Below are 16,587 nucleotides of genomic sequence, written 5' to 3'. Positions count from 1 at the left end.
GAGTGGGTTAGGCGGCGAGCTTCACGTGTTGGCGCCAGATGGATTCGGTGGTCTGCAGGGCGTAGCGTGCGGCGTCCTGCGAGTGGTCGTTGGCCTTGACGGGCTTGTCTTCGCCCTTCTCGGACGACTTGGGATCCCACACGTACTCGGTGACTTCCTTCTGCCAGCCAGGGCAGCGCTCAGTCACGAGCAGCTTCCCGGCAGACAGCACGGAGGCGACCGTACGGATGCCGTTGAGCACGTCGTTGTCGGCCTGTGTGGAGATCAGCCCGTCTTGCTGCAGTTGCACCCGGAAGGATGCGGCAGACGGGTCGAGCACGATGTAGTCGGGGGTGAGCTGCATCTGGTTCGGCGGCAGGTGCGGCTCGGCGAGCCATCCGCGCAGCCGGCGTGAGAGTTCTACGTCGGTGAGCTTCTGCTTCTCCGCGATGGACTCGTAGCGCCACTCGTCGACGAGGTACAGCTTCGAGTGAGGCTTGCCGTACATGTCCGTCTGCGTTGCCATGCCGAGCATGAGGGCAGCTGTGGGGTTCGTGGTGCCGTAGTCGATGCCGACCGCGATGAGCTTGCGCATGGGAGGCAGGTCGGCCCACGGGATCGTGTGCTTCGCCGGATCCCACATGTCGAAGATCGCGCCCTCAGCGTTCGACCACTTGCCCAGGATGAACCGGTCGTAGAACGCCCCGGTGAACGAGGCCTTCATGTCCGCGACGTACTGGGCAGTGAGCGAGGGGTTGTCGTCCATGACGAACTCGAACACGATCATGTTCTTCGCGTCAGCGTTGAGCATGTACTGCTGACGTAGCCAGTGGTTGAACGAGCCCGGGTTGGTCGTGGCGAGGAGTCGGGCGGTGGGGACGCGCAGACGAGTCAGCAGCATCTCCCAGAAGCCCACAGGCAGCAGGGTCGCTTCGTCGACGTAGGCGATCTCGATGGTCGCGCCGCGGATCTTCTCCTCAGAGCGGGCATCGTTGGCGCCCACAAGGTGCACTTCGCGGCCGAGGATGGTCGCCGTGCTCGAACCGCGGGTGTGCAGCACCTGGCCGGCCAACGCGCCGAAGAGTTCCACCTGCTGCAACGGGTCGATGATGTTGCGCTCGATGGTCTGCAGCGTCTTCCCGACGATGACGATCAGGCCGGTCCCTTGCGCCTCACGCACAGCGATCAGGAACGCGAAGTTCGCCGCGATGGTCTTGCCGCCAGAGACAGCGCCGACCCACAGGGCGATCTTGCGCAGCTTCGACCGCACGATGGACGAGATCTGCTTCCGAGACAGGCTCGGGCTACTCAGCATCGGTGACGTCCTGAGCCTCGAACCCTGCAATGAGCGCGTCCACCAGCGAGTTCGCCGTGACGACGCCTGAGGTGTCCTTCTCGAGCACCTTCGTGAGCTTGTCGAACACGATGGCCGCAGACGTGACGATCGTGCGCCGAGCCTCAACGGGCGCCGAGTCCAGTGTCGCCTCAGCGAAGGTGTTGTCCTTCCCGCCGAAGTTGAACACGGTGAAGGGCTTGTCGATCATGTCGAGCATGTCGTTCGCCGCGGTGTTGAGCCGATGGGCAAGAGTGAGCCGGGCGTCAGCGAGATCCACCGAGCGGGCCGCTTGTGCGTCTTTTGTGCTTGACCGGTCAAAGGTGCGGTCATTCGCTGCGCAGACGTTGGTGACTGATCCTGCACTGACACCGGTTTGCCGGGCGATCTCGTTGCGGGCTAGCCCCTTGTCGTGCAGGGAGAGGATCTCGTCTCGCTGGGCGTCGGTGAGTGCCATTGGTCATCACCTCGATGTCGCGCCGCCTGGACGCTACGGGAGAGGCTCAGCCTCGGGTCAGGGGATACAGCCGGTTGTCACCGGGTCTGCGGTCGAGCGTGTGCCAGTAGGCGATGAAGCCGGGATGGTTCGATGGTGCGCGAGAGGCCGGGTTCATGGATCCGACGTACTTGAACCGTTCACGACCACCAAGCGCATACTGACGCTCGAAGCGTGCTTGGCCGCGTCCGAGGGCGATTCCCTCACGGATGAGCCGTGCTCGGCGCTTGGTGATCATGCTGGGATCCGCCTCATCCTGGTGCGAGCTTGGTCACTCCCGCGTCTTTACGGGGTTTTCGTTCAGGAGGGGTGGTCTAACCCCGTGTTTCTGGAGACCATGGAGCGTCGGAACGGTCAGATATCGGCCGGATCGCAGCACTCGGCAGCCTGGAGAGGCGATGTCGCTTCACTCCCACAGGTCCCACACGGGTAGAGCACGCGGGGTTCCATCAGCGGGCCAGTGATTCCGGACTACCGCCGGTGAGGATCTCTTCGGCCTCGACCGCTGTTGCGGCCATGCGCAGGAACTCAGCACGCTTGGCCGCGGTGAGGACTACCGATGCGCCTGTCACGTTGGCGACCGTGATGCGAAGCTCGCCAGTGACCTCGTGCCGGTACATCATGCACATGGCGAGTAGCTCGCAGTCGGGTTCGATGGGGATCGTCGCTGTCGCAGCGAGGAATGAGGCGGCCATCGTTGTCTCCCGGCTCTCAGTGTCGCTCGTGGTTTGTTCCGGCATCCTCACGCAGGTGCACCAGCCGAGAGAAATGGCAGGGCCTTGTTGGGTGTCCTTTGCCGCCGGAACTCGGAGCGGCTTTGACGCGGATGCCGGAAGTGAGGTCCCGACACCCTGGGGGAGGATGCCTGGACGGGGGTTCCCCGATGTGAGCCGTCGACCGCCTGGGTTATGGACTCAGCGCAGCACATCTCTTGGACCGTGCCTGCTGGCCTTCAGTTGGTGAGCGGGTGTGGCTACATGGGGAAGGAGTGGCGCGGATCAGGGGCGGTTCAGTGACTCATGCCACGATATTGCCGCCACCCCTGCGGCTCATGCCCGGGGCTTCCTGTCTCGCGCTCGCGGATGTCGGAGGATTCGAACCCCTCACGGCTACAAACCGTGCCCTGGTATTCGACACCAGTGCCCCACCATTGGGACTTCGCCACCCTTGGATCGTTAACGCAGAAAAGGGCCGCCACGGTTAGGTGACGGCCCTCTCTGGGAAAGAACAAAGGCACCCGGTCCGTGGATACGGAGGATGCCTACAGGCAAAGCCTAGTGCACAGGGGCACTTCCCTGCAACTATGCGGAACTCTTTGTGAGGCGTGTCGCGCGCGCCCGTTTCTTCCCTCCTCGGTAGACGGCCAGGAGCTCGTCACGGTCGACGAATCCGCCTTCCATGAGCGGGAAGTGCAGGGGCAGTCCCTGGCGGACGTACTTCTCGACGGTGGCCCGGGTGACGTTGAGGTGCTGCGCCGACTGGTCGAGGGTCCAGAACCGATCCATGGGGTCGGTGACGTCGCGGCGCCCGGCCCTCACGGTGATGGTCATGTCGCCTTCGCAGCCGTCGTGCACCGTCACGCCGTCGATCCGGTTGATGAGCATGCCCACCTGGATCGGGTCGGGGCAGACTGCGCAGGGCCCGCCGCGGGACGCCTCGACTGCCGCGTATCCCACGCGCCCGGTGTACTTGGCGTGCTCGTCGGGCTCGGCCTTCCACGCGCACACCCCGCAGATCACCGAGTACTCGTCGGCGAACTTGCTGGGCATGAGGATGAACACGGCGTGAGCCCCACAGTCGGGGCACTCGCGCATGTCGGCCGGCGCCGTGGGGCGTGCGGTGATCCCGTACTGCGCTGCCAGGGAGAAGATGCCGCGGGTGTCCTCGTCGAGGCCTTCCACCATGTCGAGGTAGAAGGTGACGGCGTGGTTGGTGGCGAGAATGCGCTCGAGCCATGAGAGCAGCCAGTTCACCATCTGCGCCGCCTGCCTGGTCGCCGTCTCCACCGACACGGAGCGGGACCCCTGTACCTCCTTGCCGTTGGCCCACGAGGGGATCGGCGGCCACATGGTCACTCCGAACTCCTCGTTGAACAGGTCAGTCCAGAGCGCCAGCCGGGCGAACAGTGCATCGGACGCGTCGAGCGGTCCGAGGTTGAGCGGGGCCGGCGCTTCGCCCCCGCCGCCTGACACCCTCTCGGAGTAGTCGGCGGCTCCCATGCTGAATAGCTGCGCGCGCATGTTCGCCATGAGGTCGGGCACGAGCTTGAGCGCCGCCGTGAGCCTGTAGAAGTCGGAGTTGCACAGGAACCCGTGCTTGGCGGGTTTGGGGAGTGGCGCCTCATCCTCGCTTGCGGCAGGCCATGTGCAGCCTCTCGCGCAGGGGGCGTCTTCGGTGGGGATCATCGGTACATCACCCGCTTGCCTTCGACGTAGACCTCAGCGGCACCTCGGCGGGCCTTTACCGAGTTCACGTGCACCTCAAGCTCCTGCTCGAGGCGGAGAATCTGCGCCTTGAGTTCTCCGACCTCGCCGCGGTGGTTCATTGCGTAGATCTCTTCGCCGCTGGGCGTGGGCGGCATGTACTCATGGCTGTTGGCGATGTGGCGATTCAGCTGATCCCCAATCTCGTCCCACTGCTCGGAGGTGATGCCCGACCAGTCGACTTCTTCGATCACCTCGGGCAGCACCTCATCCCAGATGTAGCCCTGCTCGTTCGTGGTACTCATCGTCCCTGCTCGCTCTCTGCGCCCTCAGGACGCGTCGGGGTGGGCGAATGGACTTCAAGGTTCCATCCGTCGCCATCCCAGTTCGGGTTTACGTTGCGCGTCTCACCGACTGCGACACCCTCGAGCGCGTCGCCTGCGGGCTCGCTCTCGAACACATAGCGGAGTGCGCAGCCGCCCACGTTCTCGACCATCCACGATCCGTCGATGCGCATGTGGGGCCCTGCGCGCTTCGTGCTCCACTCGTCCTCGCCGTAGTTGCCGATGTCCGGGTGCCGGTGCCAGTCTTTGTGGCACTCGATGTAGGTCTGGCAGTCGCCGTCGTGAGTCCCGCCGAACTCATATTCGGTGTCATCTGACGTCTCGTCAGGCAAACGCGTGACGGTTACGGTGTGGCTCATTGCGGCTCTCCTTGCCTCTGTGCGGCGCTCTCACGCTCTGGGGGTATAGCTGTGTCAGATCCCGCTGCTGTGGCGCTGAGCGGCGGGCGGGCGGCCAGCCCGTACGGGTTCTCTCGCTTCGGGCGATAGCCGTTCTTGATCCACATCGCGTTCGCGTGGAGAAAACCCGCGTAGGCGGCCGGGAAGATGAGCAGCAGCCACCACGCGCTGATCACGACTCACTCCCTGCGGGCGCCGGCGTGAACCAGTCCCACTCGATCCACTCATCCACGAACGAGACGATGATGAGCCCGGTGCGGGCGATCGCGGGCACGCAGTCATCGCGCATGTCGTCCTGGTCGTCACCGATGTAGCTCGCGCCGGGGTTGTCGAACCAGTCCTGCATCCAGCAGTCGTTACCGCTGACGCGCGGGTGGCCCTCGATGTCGTGCGTTTCTGCCTCGTTCCACTCGAACGCCTCGCAGCCGCAGTGCTTCGGGTAGGTGCGGCACTCGGCGTCCATGGCGGCGGTGCAGGTGAACTTGACCTCGTCGACGCGGCGGCACTCGTCGGGAGTGCCCTCGTCTTCGACCTTCGTTGTCACGGTCACGCTGTGGAATCGGGCCAGCTTCTCGCGCTCGACCTGGCGGGCTGCGACGGCCGCCGCGTATTCCGCCTGCTGGCGCTCGCGCTCGGCTTCGCGCTCGGCGTCGCCCAGCGGGGTTCCGGGCTGGTAGATGAACTCACTCATGGTTCTCTCCTCTGGGGGTTGGTGTCGGCTCGGCGCGTGTGGCGGGCCGTGGTTCGTTCTTGCACCGGATGTTCGACTTGCCGAAGCCCGGCGTGTAGCAGTTCGGGCACCGGTGCTCGGTCGGTCGCTTGTCCTTCGGCTGCGCGGACGGCAGGTGCGCGTTCGCGATGTGGCCGGCGACGTAGGCGGGCATCAGTTGACCGCCCTGTTCGCGATTTCGAGCAGTACATCTGCGTGGCAGAACCCGTCGATCGGGCACCAGCACGCGAGGTCCTTACCTGCGAGCTCGGCGCGGATCTCACTGCTGGACGGATAGGGCCAATCGCCCATAGCCCGCCCGTCCTCGAACAGCTCCACGGCGACCTGTCGGCAGTAGGCGGGGTCGCTGTAGTCCTCCCGGATGTCCGCCACGGACACCGGGTTGCCCCACTTCGACGGTCGCGCCACGATCACCGCGTCCGGATTCTCGGCACGCCACGGCTTCTGGCGCGACATCTGAATGCGCTTCGGCATCAGAGAATCACCCCCGCGGGTACCTGTCGGCGAATCTGCTCGACGACCTCAGCCGGGAGGGTACGCATGCCGAGCGCGCCCCGGAATGGGATCGGCTCGGGGAGCGGCTGCGGGTCGTTGAGGCACAGGTGCCACACGTCACGCTGACGCCACCGCGACCCGCCCGGGCCGCCGACCGGACGGCGAGGGCAGCAGTTCCCGCCATCCCGGTCCTGGTGCACAGCCCAGAGATTCACTACGCCGATGATCGCGCCACGGGCGGCATAGCGGGGGTCGTCCTCCTCGATGCACTCGGACGCCCAGACCTGCCCATCGTCGGCCGGGTAGCCCTGCTCCTCGGCGGTGATGGCGCGGCGGATCTCCCAGGCGGCGTCGTTGTCGTCGACGTAGCGGTCGAAGGCGAGGCCGGCGTGGATGGCGAGCGGGCCGCGGTAGTCGCCGGCCAGGTTGCGGACGCGGTTCTCGACGTCCTTGCCGCCGTGCACGATGGCCCACGCCCACGGCTGCTTCACGGTGATGACTCGCATGGCCTAGAAGGGGGTCTCGTCGGAGAAGTTGCCCGGGGTGTTCCAGACGTCGCCGCCGCCGGTATTGGCGGCCGGGGCGGTCGGCGCCCACGGCTCGTCGTTGGCCGGCGCCGCCGGCGCGCCACCTCGGGGGCCAGACGACGACTGCGCGCGGGTGAGGCTGGCAGTCGCGTATCTCAGCGACGGGCCGATCTCGTCGATCTCCAACTCCATGCTGGTGCGCTTCTCACCCTCCTTCGTCTCGTACGAGCGCTGCTTGAGGCGGCCCGACGCGATGACCCTCGAGCCCTTGGTGAGGCTGCCGGCCACGTGCTCGGCGAACTCACGCCAGACCGACGCGCGGAGGAACAGGGCCTCGCCGTCGACGAACTCGTTCTTCGTGCGGTCGAAGTTGCGCGGGGTGGATGCGATGGTGAAGTTGGCAACTGCCAACCCGTTCTGCGTGTACCGCAGCTCCGGGTCGCTCGTCAGGTTTCCAACGACGGTGATTACGGTTTCTCCGGCCATGGTCAGAACTTCTTTCCGTGCTTGAAGGGGCGGGTTTCGTTGTAAAGGATCTTCTCGGCGACGATCGCGCCGAGGTCGAAGCCGAAGTTGTCTGCGAAGTCGAGGCAGCGGATCACCACGTCGGCAATCTCGGACGGCACGCCTTCCGGCTTGGCTGGCTTCTGGCCGCGGCCGAGCCCCGTTTCGGGATCCTCCGCTCCGGGGTAATACGTCTCGTCGGCGCGCTTGCCCTTGCGCAGTTCCTCGTGCGCCTCAGCCACCTCGCCGACGATCAGCATCAGCGCGTTGGCCTGTGACCTGACCAGCTGCTCGGGCTCGGTAACGGTGTCGCTGTACTCGCGGAACCCGTGATCGGTGTTGATCAGGCCAACGTGCGCCTGCAAATGGGTGAGTGCGTCGGTCAGCTCTCTGAGGGTCTTCATGGTCTAGCTCATCTCTGCGGCGGGTGCCGCGGTAGTCATGCCCTGCGTTCGGATGAACAGCAGGTTCTTCTCAGTCGTGTTGTCGTACTCACGGATCGCGAGCGTCGCGGGCAACGGTTTGAACCGTTCGCGACGCACCTTCTCCTTGTTGCGCGTCCCCAGGAACACGCCGAACTCGATATCGGAATCCATCAGCCCCTCGCCGCCTTCGCCGCCCGGGTTGCCTCGATGGCCGCCTGGGTCTCCAGCTCGAACTTCTCCCGGTCGAGGTTGATGCGCGGCGCCGGGAGCGCCTGCCGCTTCATCTGCGCGGCGATGCGCTCGACACGCTCGCTCTTCGCCCGCAACACCCGGACGCCCGCGATGATGTGCCCGGGCTCCAGCCACACCCCCGGCCGCTCCTGACGGTGCAAGACCACCGCAGCCAAGCACTCATCGAAGGGCAGGTGGCCGATGGTCTGGAACCAGTCCTCGATCATCAGCCCCTTGTCGTCGATCTCTCTGTTGTCACCGAGCTTCACCCTTCCGAGCAACGCTCCGACCTGTTCGTAGTTCATGCTCCGATCGCCTTCCTGTCGTGTTCTTCCTGCATGCGGCGGCCCAGGGCGACAACGTCGAGGACCTGCTCAGCCTTGGGTTTCTTCACCGGACGCCCCATGCCTGCGGCACGCCCATAAGCGGCCCGGAGCGAGTTGCGCCACGTGGCCGGCCAGTCAGCCTTGCGAGCTCCCGCACCAGCCCGGCCCCGCCAGTAGTCGACGAACGCCTCAGTGGCTTCGTTGACGTCGATGCCGGGCACCTTCACGGCAGCCCAGTCGCGCATCTCCCGTGTGACCATGAACGGCTCGGGCAGCAGAGTCCCCCGCGGCGCCGCTTTTGCGCCGGGTGTTTTTACTACTTCGTTAGAAGTAGTTGTCTCTGTCTCTGTCTCTGTAATAGCTAGGGGTGGAGTAGGGGTAGTGCTAGCTTTCTGCCCTAGCACTTCGCTAGCACCTGCTACCGGTTTGCTAGCCGCGTTCTCCGCCTTCGCCCGGCCACCCTTGCGACCAGCCTCCCGCTTCGCCTCGATGTCAGCCGTCGTCGTCTGGTGCTTGTCGTAGTCATGGATCATCAGGCCCGCGACACCCGCCTTCTCGAACGGGTACAGCGACGGCTTCTCGGGGTCATTCGCCCTGAGCTCCGCGATGGCCTCAGGAGACCAGCGGCGCCGGACGACACCCTCAGCCAGGAACCCATCCGTCAGCTGTCTCCGCGAGTAAAACGTGGCCTCGAACAGTGTCCGAAACGCCGCGTCTGACAGCAGCATGACCTTCGGGTGCTCATCCATCGCGATGTCGAACCTCGCGTAGAGCCGCTCATCCTTCGCCATCCGCACTTCCTCCTTCCTTCTCGTCAAAGTCCCCGCGCTCGATCCGCGTCGCCAACCCTGCGTAGGTGGCGCCGATGATCGGCTTGGGATGGTCAGCCCTCGCTCGCAGGTGGGCGAGGAGGGCCTTCTTGTTGATCACCACAGGACGCCTCCGGGCTCGATGCTTCCCGCGCCGGCTAACAACTCCTGCGCCAGGTTGTGCGAGATGATCTCCCGGCCGCCGAGTTCATCAGGCAGCCACCATTCGCCCAATGCGCTGACGAAAAAGGGGATCTGGGAGGCGGTCATTTGGGTGAACCGGCGGATCTTCCATCCCAGCGCCAGAGCACGAGGCTGGCCGGCGCCCTCGTAGCTGGGATTGCAAACCCAGCACGAGGTCACGCCGTCAGCAGGTGTCAGTGGCGGGGCCTTCTTGCCCCTGCCGCCATGGCCCGAGGCTGCCCGGTGCTGCCACTCGAGACGCTCGCTTGTGCCGCAGGTGACGCATCGGTGACCGTCGCGCTTGTATGTGGCCGCACGCACCTTCGGGGGTGGCGGGGTCATGCCGCACGCCCCAACTGGCGCCGCTCAGCGCGCCGGGCGTCGGATGCGCGGCGTGCCCTGACTCGACACGTTAGGCACTGCCTGCGCCCACCCCATTCGAACGTGTTCTCAGGCGTGTACTCGTGCCCGTGTCGGCACTTGCCAGTTGCGATTCGAGCGGCGAGGCCTCGGCGGTAGTTCTCATCACTCGTGCACAGTTCGAAGTGCGCCACGTTCACGCACGATCGGTTGCGGCACAGGTGGTCAACGGTCATCCCCTCAGGGATCGCACCGTTGGCCCGTTCCCATGCGTATCGGTGCGCGTATCCGTGCCGGTTTCCGTAGATGAACTGCCCGTATCCGTTGCTCAGGCCAGCCGTCCAGACCAAGCAGGGACCAAGCTCGGGCCGATACTCGGGCGGTTCACGCCACTCTGCCTTCGCGGTGAATCGAGTCTCGTCGAACTGCCGCAGGTCTTCTCCGTGTCTAATTCGAATCGCCATGATGGCTCCTTCCTGGTGTCATGACGCACCGGTTGTGGTCGCGTTCCGTCGCCGCGAGATACGCGGCCTTCTCCTCGGCCCGGGTGGGCTTCGGGATCTTCGGGGCGATCACGTCGTGCCGCCGTTCTGGTGCTTGAACACGGCCGCGACATACACGTACGCGCCGCCGACCGAAGCGAGGGAATTCGCGATCGCGTCAACCAGCTCGGGCTTCATGCGAACTCATCCCCGAACATCGACTGCTGCAGCGGCTTCTTGATCCGCTGCATGATGAGCGGCAGGTACGCGTCCTCCCTCTCGATGCCGATCACGTCGAACCCTTCGATCAGGCACGCCTCGAGAGTGGTTCCCGATCCGGCGAATGGTTCGAGCACGGTCCCGCCCGGAGGCGTGACCAGCCGGACCAGCCAACGCATGAGTTCGAGTGGCTTCACTGTTGGGTGCTGCACGCCGTTCACGGTGGGGCGTTCGGTGTTGGGTGCTTTGGCCTCGTAGTGGAACGTGGGGAAGAACCGAGATGCGCCGCCCGCGTCGTCGTACTCGGTGCCGGTGGCGGTCATTCCCCAGCCCTCGCCGGACGCCGCACCGCGCGGCTTCCCGATCCGGGACTGACTGATCCCCGTCTGCGCGTCGAGCTCGTTTGCCTGCGAATCATCGAGCAGCACGTTTGTCGGCCAGCGACCCTTACTGCCGTCGTAGTCCTTCATCTCGGTCTGCGAGTAGTCGCCGTACACGTTGTTCTGTCCTGGTTCGGTGCCGAACTTGGCGTGCTGGTTCTTCCCGGTGGATTCCGCGAGGTCGGCCGCATTCGCAAACGCCGTGCGGGTGGCTTCGATGTCGAATGCCCCGGTGCCATTGGCAAGCACGTTGGCGGTGAGCGTTCCACTGAATGGCTTGCGGCCGACAACGATTGGCTCGAAGGCTGGCTTGAGGACCGTCTTGACCTTGGGGAATCCCGACCCGTAGAGCCATGCGATTGAGTCGCGGATCTCGAACCCCGAGTCTTCGACGGCGACTGCGAGCCGCTGCCAAGTGCGGGTGCCGCCGAAGGCCAGAATGTGCCCGCCCGGTTTCAGGATTCGGAAAGCCTCGGCGGCCCAGACCTCGCACCATTCGCCGAACAGGCGCCCGGCCTTGTACTCGGGCGACGTCCGGGATGCTCTGCCGAACGCGTTCTCGCGCCCAGCGTCTGCGGCGTTCAAGGATCTCCTGAACCCGTCCGCGCCATCCCACCCCTTGCCCATGAATTCGAGGCCGTAGGGCGGGTCGGTGACGACGGCGTGCACCGAGTTGTCGGGCAGCGTGCGCATGACCTCGATGCAGTCACCGTGATACAGCGTCACGAGGTCGTCTGAGTAATACGGTGCGGTCATGACTGACCTTCCTGTTCATGTCGAAGGCCCCCACCGTCGCGGTGAGGGCCCTTGGTTGATGCGGGGTGGGGGATGGTCATGCGCGGGCTTCCAGCACCCGGTCGAACGGGATCAGGTCATTCCACGAGTAGCCGGTCTTGATGCTCACCGACTTGGCGTTGACCTTCACGACGGCGTGCCAGCCGAACTCGTCGCGGATAGCCCGGACGCCGATCAGGTCCTCACGGACGAACAGCACCCGGAAGCGCTCGGCTGTGGCGGCCTTGAGCGCCGACTCCAGCCGGGCGACTTCCTTCACCGCGTCAGCGTGGGCGATGCTGACCAGCGCCTCCCTGTCATATCCGGCGTACCGTTGGGCGTCAGCCTTCGCGTTCGGCTTGCGTCGGATGCCCGACCCGGTAGCGCTGTCCGTTTCCGTCCAGTGCGCGGCGGCCTTGCGGGCTGCCGTGGCTTCGACGGATGCGGTCAGGCGGGCGAGACTGGCGCGCTCCGTGGCGAGTTGCGCGGTGAGGCGTTCGACCCTGCGGGCGTTGACGTCATCGCGAGCGGTCATTATCCCGCCGCGTCCTCTGCCTGCTCCTGCGGGGTGCGGTCCATGGGGGACGACTCCTGCACGGTCATCACTTCGGGTTCGGGTTCCTCGCGGGTGACCACGAGGTCGTGAATCCCAGCGATTGACTCGACCTTGTTCTCGTCAGCCTCGATGGCGCGGGCGAGCTCGGTCGACTTGGGCAGGTACGGGGCGAGTGCGCGGATGCCGGTCTTGCGCGCCATCTCTTCCTCGTTGGTCTGCCACGGGGTGCCCTTGTCCCAGTAGTGCGGGCGACGGGCGAGCACCTTCGCTTTGGGCAGGTACGCCCACACGGTGCCGGCACCCTTGATCTTCGCCATGGCGACAACGCCGATCCAGGGGCGGTCCTCGTCGTAGTCGGCGGGGTTCCAGTCGAAGAACCGGCCGCGCTCCGAGTTGGCCCCGTGGTCGAACTTGTCGCCGTCACGGACCAGGAACGTCTCGATCTTCTCGATGCGCCCCGACCGGTAGGCCAGTTCGATGTAGCCCTGGTAGCCAATGATGGGGAGGCAGATGTCCTGCCCCTTCTCTCTCCTCGGGGTGAGGTAGAAGTGACCAAGCGCCGGGCCGATCTCCAGTTTCAGCTGCGCGGCGAGCATGATGCCGCCGAGCACACTGGCCGGGGTGGCCTGCTGCAGCTTCGGGCTGCTGCTGATGGTGCTGATGGCCGCCCGGACGAATGCGCCGGAGTTCATCGTGCCGGCCAGCTGGGTTTCGATGGCCGCCTGCTGCGCCTGCACGAGGTCGCGGATGGTCGGGGCCTTCTTCTGCGCCACCTGCTGGGTGGCGATCTTGCTGGATAGGTCTGTCATGATGCGTCCTTCTGTTCGTTCTTCCAAATGGTGAGCTCGTCGTACTTGGCGAGCACTTCGGTGACGGTGAGTCCGGCCTCCCAGCCCTCGGGCGGGTCGGTGGCGAACTCTTCGTTGAGCGCTTTGGTGTCCTTGCGGAGGAACCGGGGCGCGGCGGGGTGCTCGCGGGTGTACATGGCGACGAGCGCGGGGTGCTCCTGCTTGAACAGGGCCATGTCGAACGACGTCGACGGCTTCGGGCGCTTCCACGTGTAGAGCGGCTTGCCCTTGTACGTGAGGACGCTCGTGTTCGTGGTGTTCAGCAGCTCCTTGTAGGCCGACTTGACCGCTTCGATCCGCGCGTCGGCTTCCTTGTAGGTGCCGCGTTCCTGCCCGTCGAGATACCACGCCAGCAGCAGCCGCTCCCCACCCTCCAGCGCCTCGCCAGAGTCACGGTGGACCAGGGCTAGCTCGTCGCTTGTCGTGGGCTCAGGCGGCGTTTTCGCCATGACGTTGTTCTGCCAGAAGTCCTTCGTGATCGAGATGATCTGGTCGACCACTTCCTGGTCCCACTCGATGGGGAAGAACTCGAACTGGTTCCCGCCATGGAGGACGCCGAGGTACCCTCTTCGGGCGCCGAGGCAGATCATCTGGACGAACACCTGCACGAGGTAGTTGTCGGGCGGGCCGTCGATCCAGTCATCCTTCATGAACGAGTCGGAGGTTTTCAACTCCACCGGTTCGCCCAGGTCGGTCACGCGGTCAGGCGTTGCGCCCAACCATGGGTAGTCGATCGACTGAATGAGGCCCGGCGACGGCAGGACCACGAGGTTCTTCTTGTCGCGGATCCACTGCGCAATCGGCTCCTCGAGGTAGTGGCCCCATTCCTGACGCTCGGTCATGTCGTCGGTGATGTTCGGGTTCAGCTTGTCGTTGTAGATCCCCAGCGGGGTGGACCACTTCGACAGGCCTAGGATGCAAGCAACCTCGGACGCGCCGATGATCGACTTGCGGGCAGTCAGCCACTCGGGGGTGTTCGCGGTGGCGGTCAGTACGCGATAGCTCATCGGTCGGCCGCTTCCTGCTCGGGCAACTCGTCGTAGTCGTCGACGGTGAGCTCGGCGGCGTCCGGGCGCTGTCTGGCCCAGCTGCTCACGAGGTCCACCTCACGGCTTCCATCGCGGTGAGGTTCACCTGCGGCAGTGACTCCTCGATCGGCTGCCCGATGTGACGAGCGCCCATCGCTGCGAGGATCACGGCGTCAGCGATGTCGTTGCCCGTGATGGCCGCCAGGGGGTAGCGCTTGATGGCGGCGGCGAGGACGGCATCCTTCGACGCGTTGCCCTTGCCCGTGGCGTACTTGGCCCGAGCAGACGGGGCGATGACCACCGGCTCCTGCACGAGGAAGTCGCACAGGAACTGCACCACCATCCACCAGTGCCCGTGGATCTTGTCCAGCGAGCGGGACTTGGACCCGAACGACATACCCTCGATCACAACGAGGTCGCTCACGCCGATGCCGATCTTTGCGTCGATGGTGCGGGCGATCAGGTGGGACCGTTCGAGGAAGCTGTTGAGCGTCCCGGCGTCGGACTTCGACTTGACCACGTGAGTGTGCACGCTGCCGTCGCTGATCAGCGCGAGCCCGGTCGACGTCATCGAGAGGTCGATGCCGACGACGCGGCGTGGGGTGAGGTGCTGAGCGGATGAGGACGTGAGGCCCTCGCTCGTGCCGATGCTCATGCGGTCACCAGCGCATTCAGGGGGTCGATGCAGCGGACCTCGAAGATCGGCTCTTCGCGTGCGGGCTTTGCGGGTTCGGCGGGGAGGATTCTCGTACCGACCTGCACGCGCTCACAGACGCCACCGCCGGTGTAGAACTTGTAGGTGATGCCCTGGCTCGTGATGCCAGTTAGATAGATCAGCCCGTTCTTGCGTTCCATGATTAGGCTCGGAGAAGCCAGCATTAGCCGCTCGGCGGCCTCTTCGTTGGCCTCACCCTCGGCGGAAAACCCCACGTTGAGGATGCTGCACTGCAAGGTGACGTCTGAATTGATGCTGTCGCCATTGTCAAGTCGCGCGTAATCCACGCGCACCCCGGCGGCTTCTGCGATCTTGTTCATTCGATCGGCCTGCAGGTACTTCGCATAGAGGTTGGTGACGGTCATGGCTGGTCACTGCTTTCTGTTGGGTAAATGAACGGGAGGATCATGAGCGGGCTGATCAGGCCCGGGGTGGGGAGGATGATCATGAGGTGCGGCAGGACGAGCGCCGAGGAGACGAACGCCCAAAAGATGCCGAGGAGGAAGAGGACCCACAGCGCGCGCATCAGCCCTCCCACTTGAACTGCGTGGTGTGCTTGTTCCCGCACTCCCATGTGGCCCAGTCGTCGGAGGTGATGTGGACCTCCACCAGCCCGGACCAGAAGCAGCGGGTGTCGAGGTTGAAGTGGATGACTTCGTGTCTGCAGGTCATCTCGCGTTCGACGGTTTGCGTGTCCTCGCCTGAGGTCGCCATGGTGGTCCTTTCGGTTAGACCGTCCATGCGGTCGAGGTTGGACAGGTAGCCGGGCAGGACGGGGATCCAGGTGCGGCGGCGCTTCGGGGGCTTCCGGGCGAGACGTTCGCCGCGGGTCTCCATGCGGGTCATCGTGGGAACCCAGCGCCTCGCGGCACTGCGATGTCGATTCGCGGCCGGTTCGCCATCCGCACGGCCTCAACCTCAGCCGCGGCGGCGATGCGTTCCTCTCTCAGGACCTCCTCAGCGGCGAGCCACGCTCTGACGTTGGTGGGCGACACCCACCCGGCGCCGAGCATTGCCTCGGCGGCGTCGATGGCCGCCTTCTCGCCGATGGATGAGACGGACCGCAGCTTGCCCGACACCGCATTGCGGATCGCGCTCCATTCGGCCATCGTCATGCGCTCGTCGCTGGTCGGTTCGATTTCAGCTGGGTCAGTCATCGCACGCCTATCTCTCTCTTGCCTTGCTCGGTGATGGTGAAGATGCGCTCCTGCAGGCGGATCGCCTTCTGAGTGCCGGTCGCCTCGAGGAAGCCGTCGTTGCAGAGGTCCGACGCACGCTTGCGCGGGGTGTCAGCGGCGACCTGGGGGAAGCGAAAGTGCTCCCGGCTGTGCGCATACTCGGCGTTGATCTGCGAACCGCTGAGGCAGTCCTGCAGGTAGACGAGCACCAGCACCGCCTTGGACGCGCCCTTGATCGTGCGCTGCGACCTGTCGGCAGCCATGTGCGACTGCACCGGGTCGGACAGGCGAGCGCGCGGGGTGTCGTCCGGGCGGATCTGCGGGACGGTGGTCATGAGGTGACCTCGCCACCATGCAGTTCGATCAACTCGCGGATGGACTCGAACGGGACGTGTGCGTAGACCGTGGCGGTCGGGTCGTCGGGGCTTTCGCAGTACTCTTCCCACTCGGCCCACGGTTCGGGGCGCTCACTGGGGAAGCCAACCTCTGCGAGGTCGTACGGTCCGGCGAAGTCCCGGGATGCCGCGCCGTCGCCGTACCCATCGGGTCGGGGTGAGCAGTACATGCCCGCGCCCGCCTGGACGGAGACGGTGAATCCATCGGCACACTTGATCTGCCCGGATGGCTTGCCGGTGCGGCTGTGGTTCCGGTCTACGGTCCCGTGGAGCTTGATCTGGGCGAGCTGGGATTGCGTCTTGCTATTCTGTTCAGGCATGTTCGTTCCTTCCGTGGAGCAATGAGTGAGGCCCCCTGTTCGTGCAGGGGGCCGTTGTTGTGTTGTGCGAGTGCGACGCCGGGATCCACCCCCGGGCACTCCTCAAGGGACGCGCCGCTCGAATGGGTT

At 65.2% G+C, this 16,587-nt stretch carries 29 protein-coding genes; all 29 read right to left on the bottom strand.

All coding sequences use genetic code 11. The features are described from left to right. Positions 1 to 7: 7 nt before the first annotated feature. Positions 8 to 1,294 (bottom strand): PBSX family phage terminase large subunit, encoded by a 1,287-nt coding sequence (locus DOE79_RS08435; RefSeq protein WP_120338119.1) that lies wholly within the window; start codon positions 1,292 to 1,294, stop codon positions 8 to 10. After that, positions 1,284 to 1,769, bottom strand: a complete 486-nt coding sequence (locus tag DOE79_RS08430; RefSeq protein WP_120338118.1) for a helix-turn-helix domain-containing protein — start codon at positions 1,767 to 1,769, stop codon at positions 1,284 to 1,286. Before DOE79_RS08430 ends, DOE79_RS08435 begins: the two co-directional genes overlap by 11 nt. Before the next feature lie 46 nt (positions 1,770 to 1,815). Then, the gene (locus DOE79_RS08425) at positions 1,816 to 2,046 is read right to left on the bottom strand and encodes a hypothetical protein (RefSeq protein WP_120338117.1); all 231 of its coding nucleotides are present in this window, start codon (positions 2,044 to 2,046) and stop codon (positions 1,816 to 1,818) included. A 211-nt stretch (positions 2,047 to 2,257) separates the two neighbouring features. Next, positions 2,258 to 2,503 (bottom strand): hypothetical protein, encoded by a 246-nt coding sequence (locus DOE79_RS08420; protein ID WP_162942670.1) that lies wholly within the window; start codon positions 2,501 to 2,503, stop codon positions 2,258 to 2,260. 606 nt (positions 2,504 to 3,109) lie between these two features. Continuing rightward, positions 3,110 to 4,213: a hypothetical protein gene (locus DOE79_RS08415; protein ID WP_120338115.1), complete on the bottom strand. Its 1,104-nt coding sequence runs from the start codon at positions 4,211 to 4,213 to the stop codon at positions 3,110 to 3,112. After that, the gene (locus DOE79_RS08410) at positions 4,210 to 4,536 is read right to left on the bottom strand and encodes a hypothetical protein (RefSeq protein ID WP_120338114.1); all 327 of its coding nucleotides are present in this window, start codon (positions 4,534 to 4,536) and stop codon (positions 4,210 to 4,212) included. The genes DOE79_RS08415 and DOE79_RS08410 overlap by 4 nt, the downstream gene beginning before the upstream one ends. Beyond that, on the bottom strand, positions 4,533 to 4,934 hold the full coding sequence (locus tag DOE79_RS08405; RefSeq protein ID WP_120338113.1) for a hypothetical protein: 402 nt from the start codon (positions 4,932 to 4,934) through the stop codon (positions 4,533 to 4,535). Before DOE79_RS08405 ends, DOE79_RS08410 begins: the two co-directional genes overlap by 4 nt. 211 nt (positions 4,935 to 5,145) lie before the next feature. Further along, positions 5,146 to 5,664, bottom strand: coding sequence for a hypothetical protein (locus tag DOE79_RS08400; RefSeq protein WP_120338112.1), 519 nt, complete (start codon positions 5,662 to 5,664; stop codon positions 5,146 to 5,148). 192 nt (positions 5,665 to 5,856) lie between these two features. Next, complete coding sequence (locus DOE79_RS08390) at positions 5,857 to 6,177, bottom strand: DUF4326 domain-containing protein (protein ID WP_120338110.1); 321 nt, start codon at positions 6,175 to 6,177, stop codon at positions 5,857 to 5,859. After that, a complete protein-coding gene (locus tag DOE79_RS08385; protein ID WP_120338109.1) occupies positions 6,177 to 6,704 on the bottom strand; it encodes an ASCH domain-containing protein in 528 nt (175 codons plus the stop codon). The genes DOE79_RS08390 and DOE79_RS08385 overlap by 1 nt, the downstream gene beginning before the upstream one ends. A 3-nt stretch (positions 6,705 to 6,707) precedes the next feature. Continuing rightward, positions 6,708 to 7,211, bottom strand: coding sequence for a single-stranded DNA-binding protein (locus tag DOE79_RS08380; RefSeq protein ID WP_120338108.1), 504 nt, complete (start codon positions 7,209 to 7,211; stop codon positions 6,708 to 6,710). Positions 7,212 to 7,213: 2 nt separating this feature from the next. Continuing rightward, a complete protein-coding gene (locus DOE79_RS08375; protein WP_120338107.1) occupies positions 7,214 to 7,633 on the bottom strand; it encodes a nucleoside triphosphate pyrophosphohydrolase family protein in 420 nt (139 codons plus the stop codon). A gap of 3 nt (positions 7,634 to 7,636) precedes the next feature. Further along, complete coding sequence (locus DOE79_RS08370) at positions 7,637 to 7,825, bottom strand: hypothetical protein (protein WP_120338106.1); 189 nt, start codon at positions 7,823 to 7,825, stop codon at positions 7,637 to 7,639. Continuing rightward, a complete protein-coding gene (locus DOE79_RS08365; RefSeq protein ID WP_120338105.1) occupies positions 7,825 to 8,190 on the bottom strand; it encodes a hypothetical protein in 366 nt (121 codons plus the stop codon). Before DOE79_RS08365 ends, DOE79_RS08370 begins: the two co-directional genes overlap by 1 nt. Then, positions 8,187 to 9,002 carry a hypothetical protein gene (locus DOE79_RS08360; protein ID WP_120338104.1) on the bottom strand — a complete coding sequence of 272 codons (816 nt, stop codon included), beginning with the start codon at positions 9,000 to 9,002 and terminating at the stop codon, positions 8,187 to 8,189. Before DOE79_RS08360 ends, DOE79_RS08365 begins: the two co-directional genes overlap by 4 nt. Continuing rightward, on the bottom strand, positions 8,989 to 9,141 hold the full coding sequence (locus tag DOE79_RS20500) for a hypothetical protein (protein WP_220094303.1): 153 nt from the start codon (positions 9,139 to 9,141) through the stop codon (positions 8,989 to 8,991). The genes DOE79_RS08360 and DOE79_RS20500 overlap by 14 nt, the downstream gene beginning before the upstream one ends. Then, positions 9,138 to 9,545, bottom strand: a complete 408-nt coding sequence (locus DOE79_RS20495; protein WP_162942668.1) for a hypothetical protein — start codon at positions 9,543 to 9,545, stop codon at positions 9,138 to 9,140. Before DOE79_RS20495 ends, DOE79_RS20500 begins: the two co-directional genes overlap by 4 nt. Beyond that, complete coding sequence (locus DOE79_RS21145) at positions 9,542 to 9,799, bottom strand: HNH endonuclease (RefSeq protein ID WP_425455717.1); 258 nt, start codon at positions 9,797 to 9,799, stop codon at positions 9,542 to 9,544. Before DOE79_RS21145 ends, DOE79_RS20495 begins: the two co-directional genes overlap by 4 nt. Positions 9,800 to 10,239: 440 nt before the next feature. After that, positions 10,240 to 11,400, bottom strand: a complete 1,161-nt coding sequence (locus DOE79_RS08350; protein WP_120338102.1) for a DNA-methyltransferase — start codon at positions 11,398 to 11,400, stop codon at positions 10,240 to 10,242. Positions 11,401 to 11,476: 76 nt separating this feature from the next. After that, positions 11,477 to 11,953 (bottom strand): hypothetical protein, encoded by a 477-nt coding sequence (locus tag DOE79_RS08345; RefSeq protein WP_120338101.1) that lies wholly within the window; start codon positions 11,951 to 11,953, stop codon positions 11,477 to 11,479. Continuing rightward, complete coding sequence (locus DOE79_RS08340) at positions 11,953 to 12,783, bottom strand: recombinase RecT (protein WP_120338100.1); 831 nt, start codon at positions 12,781 to 12,783, stop codon at positions 11,953 to 11,955. Before DOE79_RS08340 ends, DOE79_RS08345 begins: the two co-directional genes overlap by 1 nt. Continuing rightward, on the bottom strand, positions 12,780 to 13,829 hold the full coding sequence (locus DOE79_RS08335; RefSeq protein WP_120338099.1) for a YqaJ viral recombinase family nuclease: 1,050 nt from the start codon (positions 13,827 to 13,829) through the stop codon (positions 12,780 to 12,782). Before DOE79_RS08335 ends, DOE79_RS08340 begins: the two co-directional genes overlap by 4 nt. A gap of 85 nt (positions 13,830 to 13,914) precedes the next feature. Next, complete coding sequence (locus tag DOE79_RS08330) at positions 13,915 to 14,505, bottom strand: hypothetical protein (RefSeq protein WP_120338098.1); 591 nt, start codon at positions 14,503 to 14,505, stop codon at positions 13,915 to 13,917. After that, positions 14,502 to 14,930 carry a hypothetical protein gene (locus DOE79_RS08325; protein WP_120338097.1) on the bottom strand — a complete coding sequence of 143 codons (429 nt, stop codon included), beginning with the start codon at positions 14,928 to 14,930 and terminating at the stop codon, positions 14,502 to 14,504. Before DOE79_RS08325 ends, DOE79_RS08330 begins: the two co-directional genes overlap by 4 nt. Next, entirely contained in the window at positions 14,927 to 15,091 is a 165-nt protein-coding gene (locus DOE79_RS20490; RefSeq protein ID WP_162942667.1) for a hypothetical protein, read from the bottom strand. The genes DOE79_RS08325 and DOE79_RS20490 overlap by 4 nt, the downstream gene beginning before the upstream one ends. Next, the gene (locus tag DOE79_RS08320) at positions 15,091 to 15,411 is read right to left on the bottom strand and encodes a hypothetical protein (RefSeq protein WP_162942666.1); all 321 of its coding nucleotides are present in this window, start codon (positions 15,409 to 15,411) and stop codon (positions 15,091 to 15,093) included. The genes DOE79_RS20490 and DOE79_RS08320 overlap by 1 nt, the downstream gene beginning before the upstream one ends. Beyond that, a complete protein-coding gene (locus DOE79_RS08315) occupies positions 15,408 to 15,722 on the bottom strand; it encodes a hypothetical protein (RefSeq protein ID WP_120338095.1) in 315 nt (104 codons plus the stop codon). Before DOE79_RS08315 ends, DOE79_RS08320 begins: the two co-directional genes overlap by 4 nt. Beyond that, positions 15,719 to 16,078, bottom strand: coding sequence for a hypothetical protein (locus DOE79_RS08310; protein ID WP_120338094.1), 360 nt, complete (start codon positions 16,076 to 16,078; stop codon positions 15,719 to 15,721). The genes DOE79_RS08315 and DOE79_RS08310 overlap by 4 nt, the downstream gene beginning before the upstream one ends. Beyond that, positions 16,075 to 16,458 carry a hypothetical protein gene (locus tag DOE79_RS08305; RefSeq protein WP_120338093.1) on the bottom strand — a complete coding sequence of 128 codons (384 nt, stop codon included), beginning with the start codon at positions 16,456 to 16,458 and terminating at the stop codon, positions 16,075 to 16,077. The genes DOE79_RS08310 and DOE79_RS08305 overlap by 4 nt, the downstream gene beginning before the upstream one ends. Positions 16,459 to 16,587 lie beyond the last annotated feature (129 nt).

Source organism: Cryobacterium soli, assembly GCF_003611035.1.
Classification (GTDB): Bacteria; Actinomycetota; Actinomycetes; order Actinomycetales; family Microbacteriaceae; genus Cryobacterium; species Cryobacterium soli.
Note: the sequence above shows the minus strand (reverse complement) of the source record. Positions and strands in the feature narration are given on the sequence as shown.

What these genes read in the sequence shown, in the direction of transcription:
- DOE79_RS08315 (WP_120338095.1), bottom strand. Translation starts at nt 15,722, where the DNA reads ATGACTGACCCAGCTGAAATCGAACCGACCAGCGACGAGCGCATGACG.
- DOE79_RS08435 (WP_120338119.1), bottom strand. Translation starts at nt 1,294, where the DNA reads ATGCTGAGTAGCCCGAGCCTGTCTCGGAAGCAGATCTCGTCCATCGTG.
- DOE79_RS20490 (WP_162942667.1), bottom strand. Translation starts at nt 15,091, where the DNA reads ATGCGCGCGCTGTGGGTCCTCTTCCTCCTCGGCATCTTTTGGGCGTTC.
- DOE79_RS08305 (WP_120338093.1), bottom strand. Translation starts at nt 16,458, where the DNA reads ATGCCTGAACAGAATAGCAAGACGCAATCCCAGCTCGCCCAGATCAAG.
- DOE79_RS08335 (WP_120338099.1), bottom strand. Translation starts at nt 13,829, where the DNA reads ATGAGCTATCGCGTACTGACCGCCACCGCGAACACCCCCGAGTGGCTG.
- DOE79_RS08415 (WP_120338115.1), bottom strand. Translation starts at nt 4,213, where the DNA reads ATGATCCCCACCGAAGACGCCCCCTGCGCGAGAGGCTGCACATGGCCT.
- DOE79_RS08345 (WP_120338101.1), bottom strand. Translation starts at nt 11,953, where the DNA reads ATGACCGCTCGCGATGACGTCAACGCCCGCAGGGTCGAACGCCTCACC.
- DOE79_RS08375 (WP_120338107.1), bottom strand. Translation starts at nt 7,633, where the DNA reads ATGAAGACCCTCAGAGAGCTGACCGACGCACTCACCCATTTGCAGGCG.
- DOE79_RS08400 (WP_120338112.1), bottom strand. Translation starts at nt 5,664, where the DNA reads ATGAGTGAGTTCATCTACCAGCCCGGAACCCCGCTGGGCGACGCCGAG.
- DOE79_RS08340 (WP_120338100.1), bottom strand. Translation starts at nt 12,783, where the DNA reads ATGACAGACCTATCCAGCAAGATCGCCACCCAGCAGGTGGCGCAGAAG.
- DOE79_RS08325 (WP_120338097.1), bottom strand. Translation starts at nt 14,930, where the DNA reads ATGACCGTCACCAACCTCTATGCGAAGTACCTGCAGGCCGATCGAATG.
- DOE79_RS08350 (WP_120338102.1), bottom strand. Translation starts at nt 11,400, where the DNA reads ATGACCGCACCGTATTACTCAGACGACCTCGTGACGCTGTATCACGGT.
- DOE79_RS08360 (WP_120338104.1), bottom strand. Translation starts at nt 9,002, where the DNA reads ATGGCGAAGGATGAGCGGCTCTACGCGAGGTTCGACATCGCGATGGAT.
- DOE79_RS20495 (WP_162942668.1), bottom strand. Translation starts at nt 9,545, where the DNA reads ATGACCCCGCCACCCCCGAAGGTGCGTGCGGCCACATACAAGCGCGAC.
- DOE79_RS08380 (WP_120338108.1), bottom strand. Translation starts at nt 7,211, where the DNA reads ATGGCCGGAGAAACCGTAATCACCGTCGTTGGAAACCTGACGAGCGAC.
- DOE79_RS08430 (WP_120338118.1), bottom strand. Translation starts at nt 1,769, where the DNA reads ATGGCACTCACCGACGCCCAGCGAGACGAGATCCTCTCCCTGCACGAC.
- DOE79_RS08310 (WP_120338094.1), bottom strand. Translation starts at nt 16,078, where the DNA reads ATGACCACCGTCCCGCAGATCCGCCCGGACGACACCCCGCGCGCTCGC.
- DOE79_RS08370 (WP_120338106.1), bottom strand. Translation starts at nt 7,825, where the DNA reads ATGGATTCCGATATCGAGTTCGGCGTGTTCCTGGGGACGCGCAACAAG.
- DOE79_RS08330 (WP_120338098.1), bottom strand. Translation starts at nt 14,505, where the DNA reads ATGAGCATCGGCACGAGCGAGGGCCTCACGTCCTCATCCGCTCAGCAC.
- DOE79_RS08410 (WP_120338114.1), bottom strand. Translation starts at nt 4,536, where the DNA reads ATGAGTACCACGAACGAGCAGGGCTACATCTGGGATGAGGTGCTGCCC.
- DOE79_RS08405 (WP_120338113.1), bottom strand. Translation starts at nt 4,934, where the DNA reads ATGAGCCACACCGTAACCGTCACGCGTTTGCCTGACGAGACGTCAGAT.
- DOE79_RS08425 (WP_120338117.1), bottom strand. Translation starts at nt 2,046, where the DNA reads ATGATCACCAAGCGCCGAGCACGGCTCATCCGTGAGGGAATCGCCCTC.
- DOE79_RS08385 (WP_120338109.1), bottom strand. Translation starts at nt 6,704, where the DNA reads ATGCGAGTCATCACCGTGAAGCAGCCGTGGGCGTGGGCCATCGTGCAC.
- DOE79_RS08320 (WP_162942666.1), bottom strand. Translation starts at nt 15,411, where the DNA reads ATGACCCGCATGGAGACCCGCGGCGAACGTCTCGCCCGGAAGCCCCCG.
- DOE79_RS21145 (WP_425455717.1), bottom strand. Translation starts at nt 9,799, where the DNA reads ATGACCGTTGACCACCTGTGCCGCAACCGATCGTGCGTGAACGTGGCG.
- DOE79_RS08365 (WP_120338105.1), bottom strand. Translation starts at nt 8,190, where the DNA reads ATGAACTACGAACAGGTCGGAGCGTTGCTCGGAAGGGTGAAGCTCGGT.
- DOE79_RS08420 (WP_162942670.1), bottom strand. Translation starts at nt 2,503, where the DNA reads ATGGCCGCCTCATTCCTCGCTGCGACAGCGACGATCCCCATCGAACCC.
- DOE79_RS08390 (WP_120338110.1), bottom strand. Translation starts at nt 6,177, where the DNA reads ATGCCGAAGCGCATTCAGATGTCGCGCCAGAAGCCGTGGCGTGCCGAG.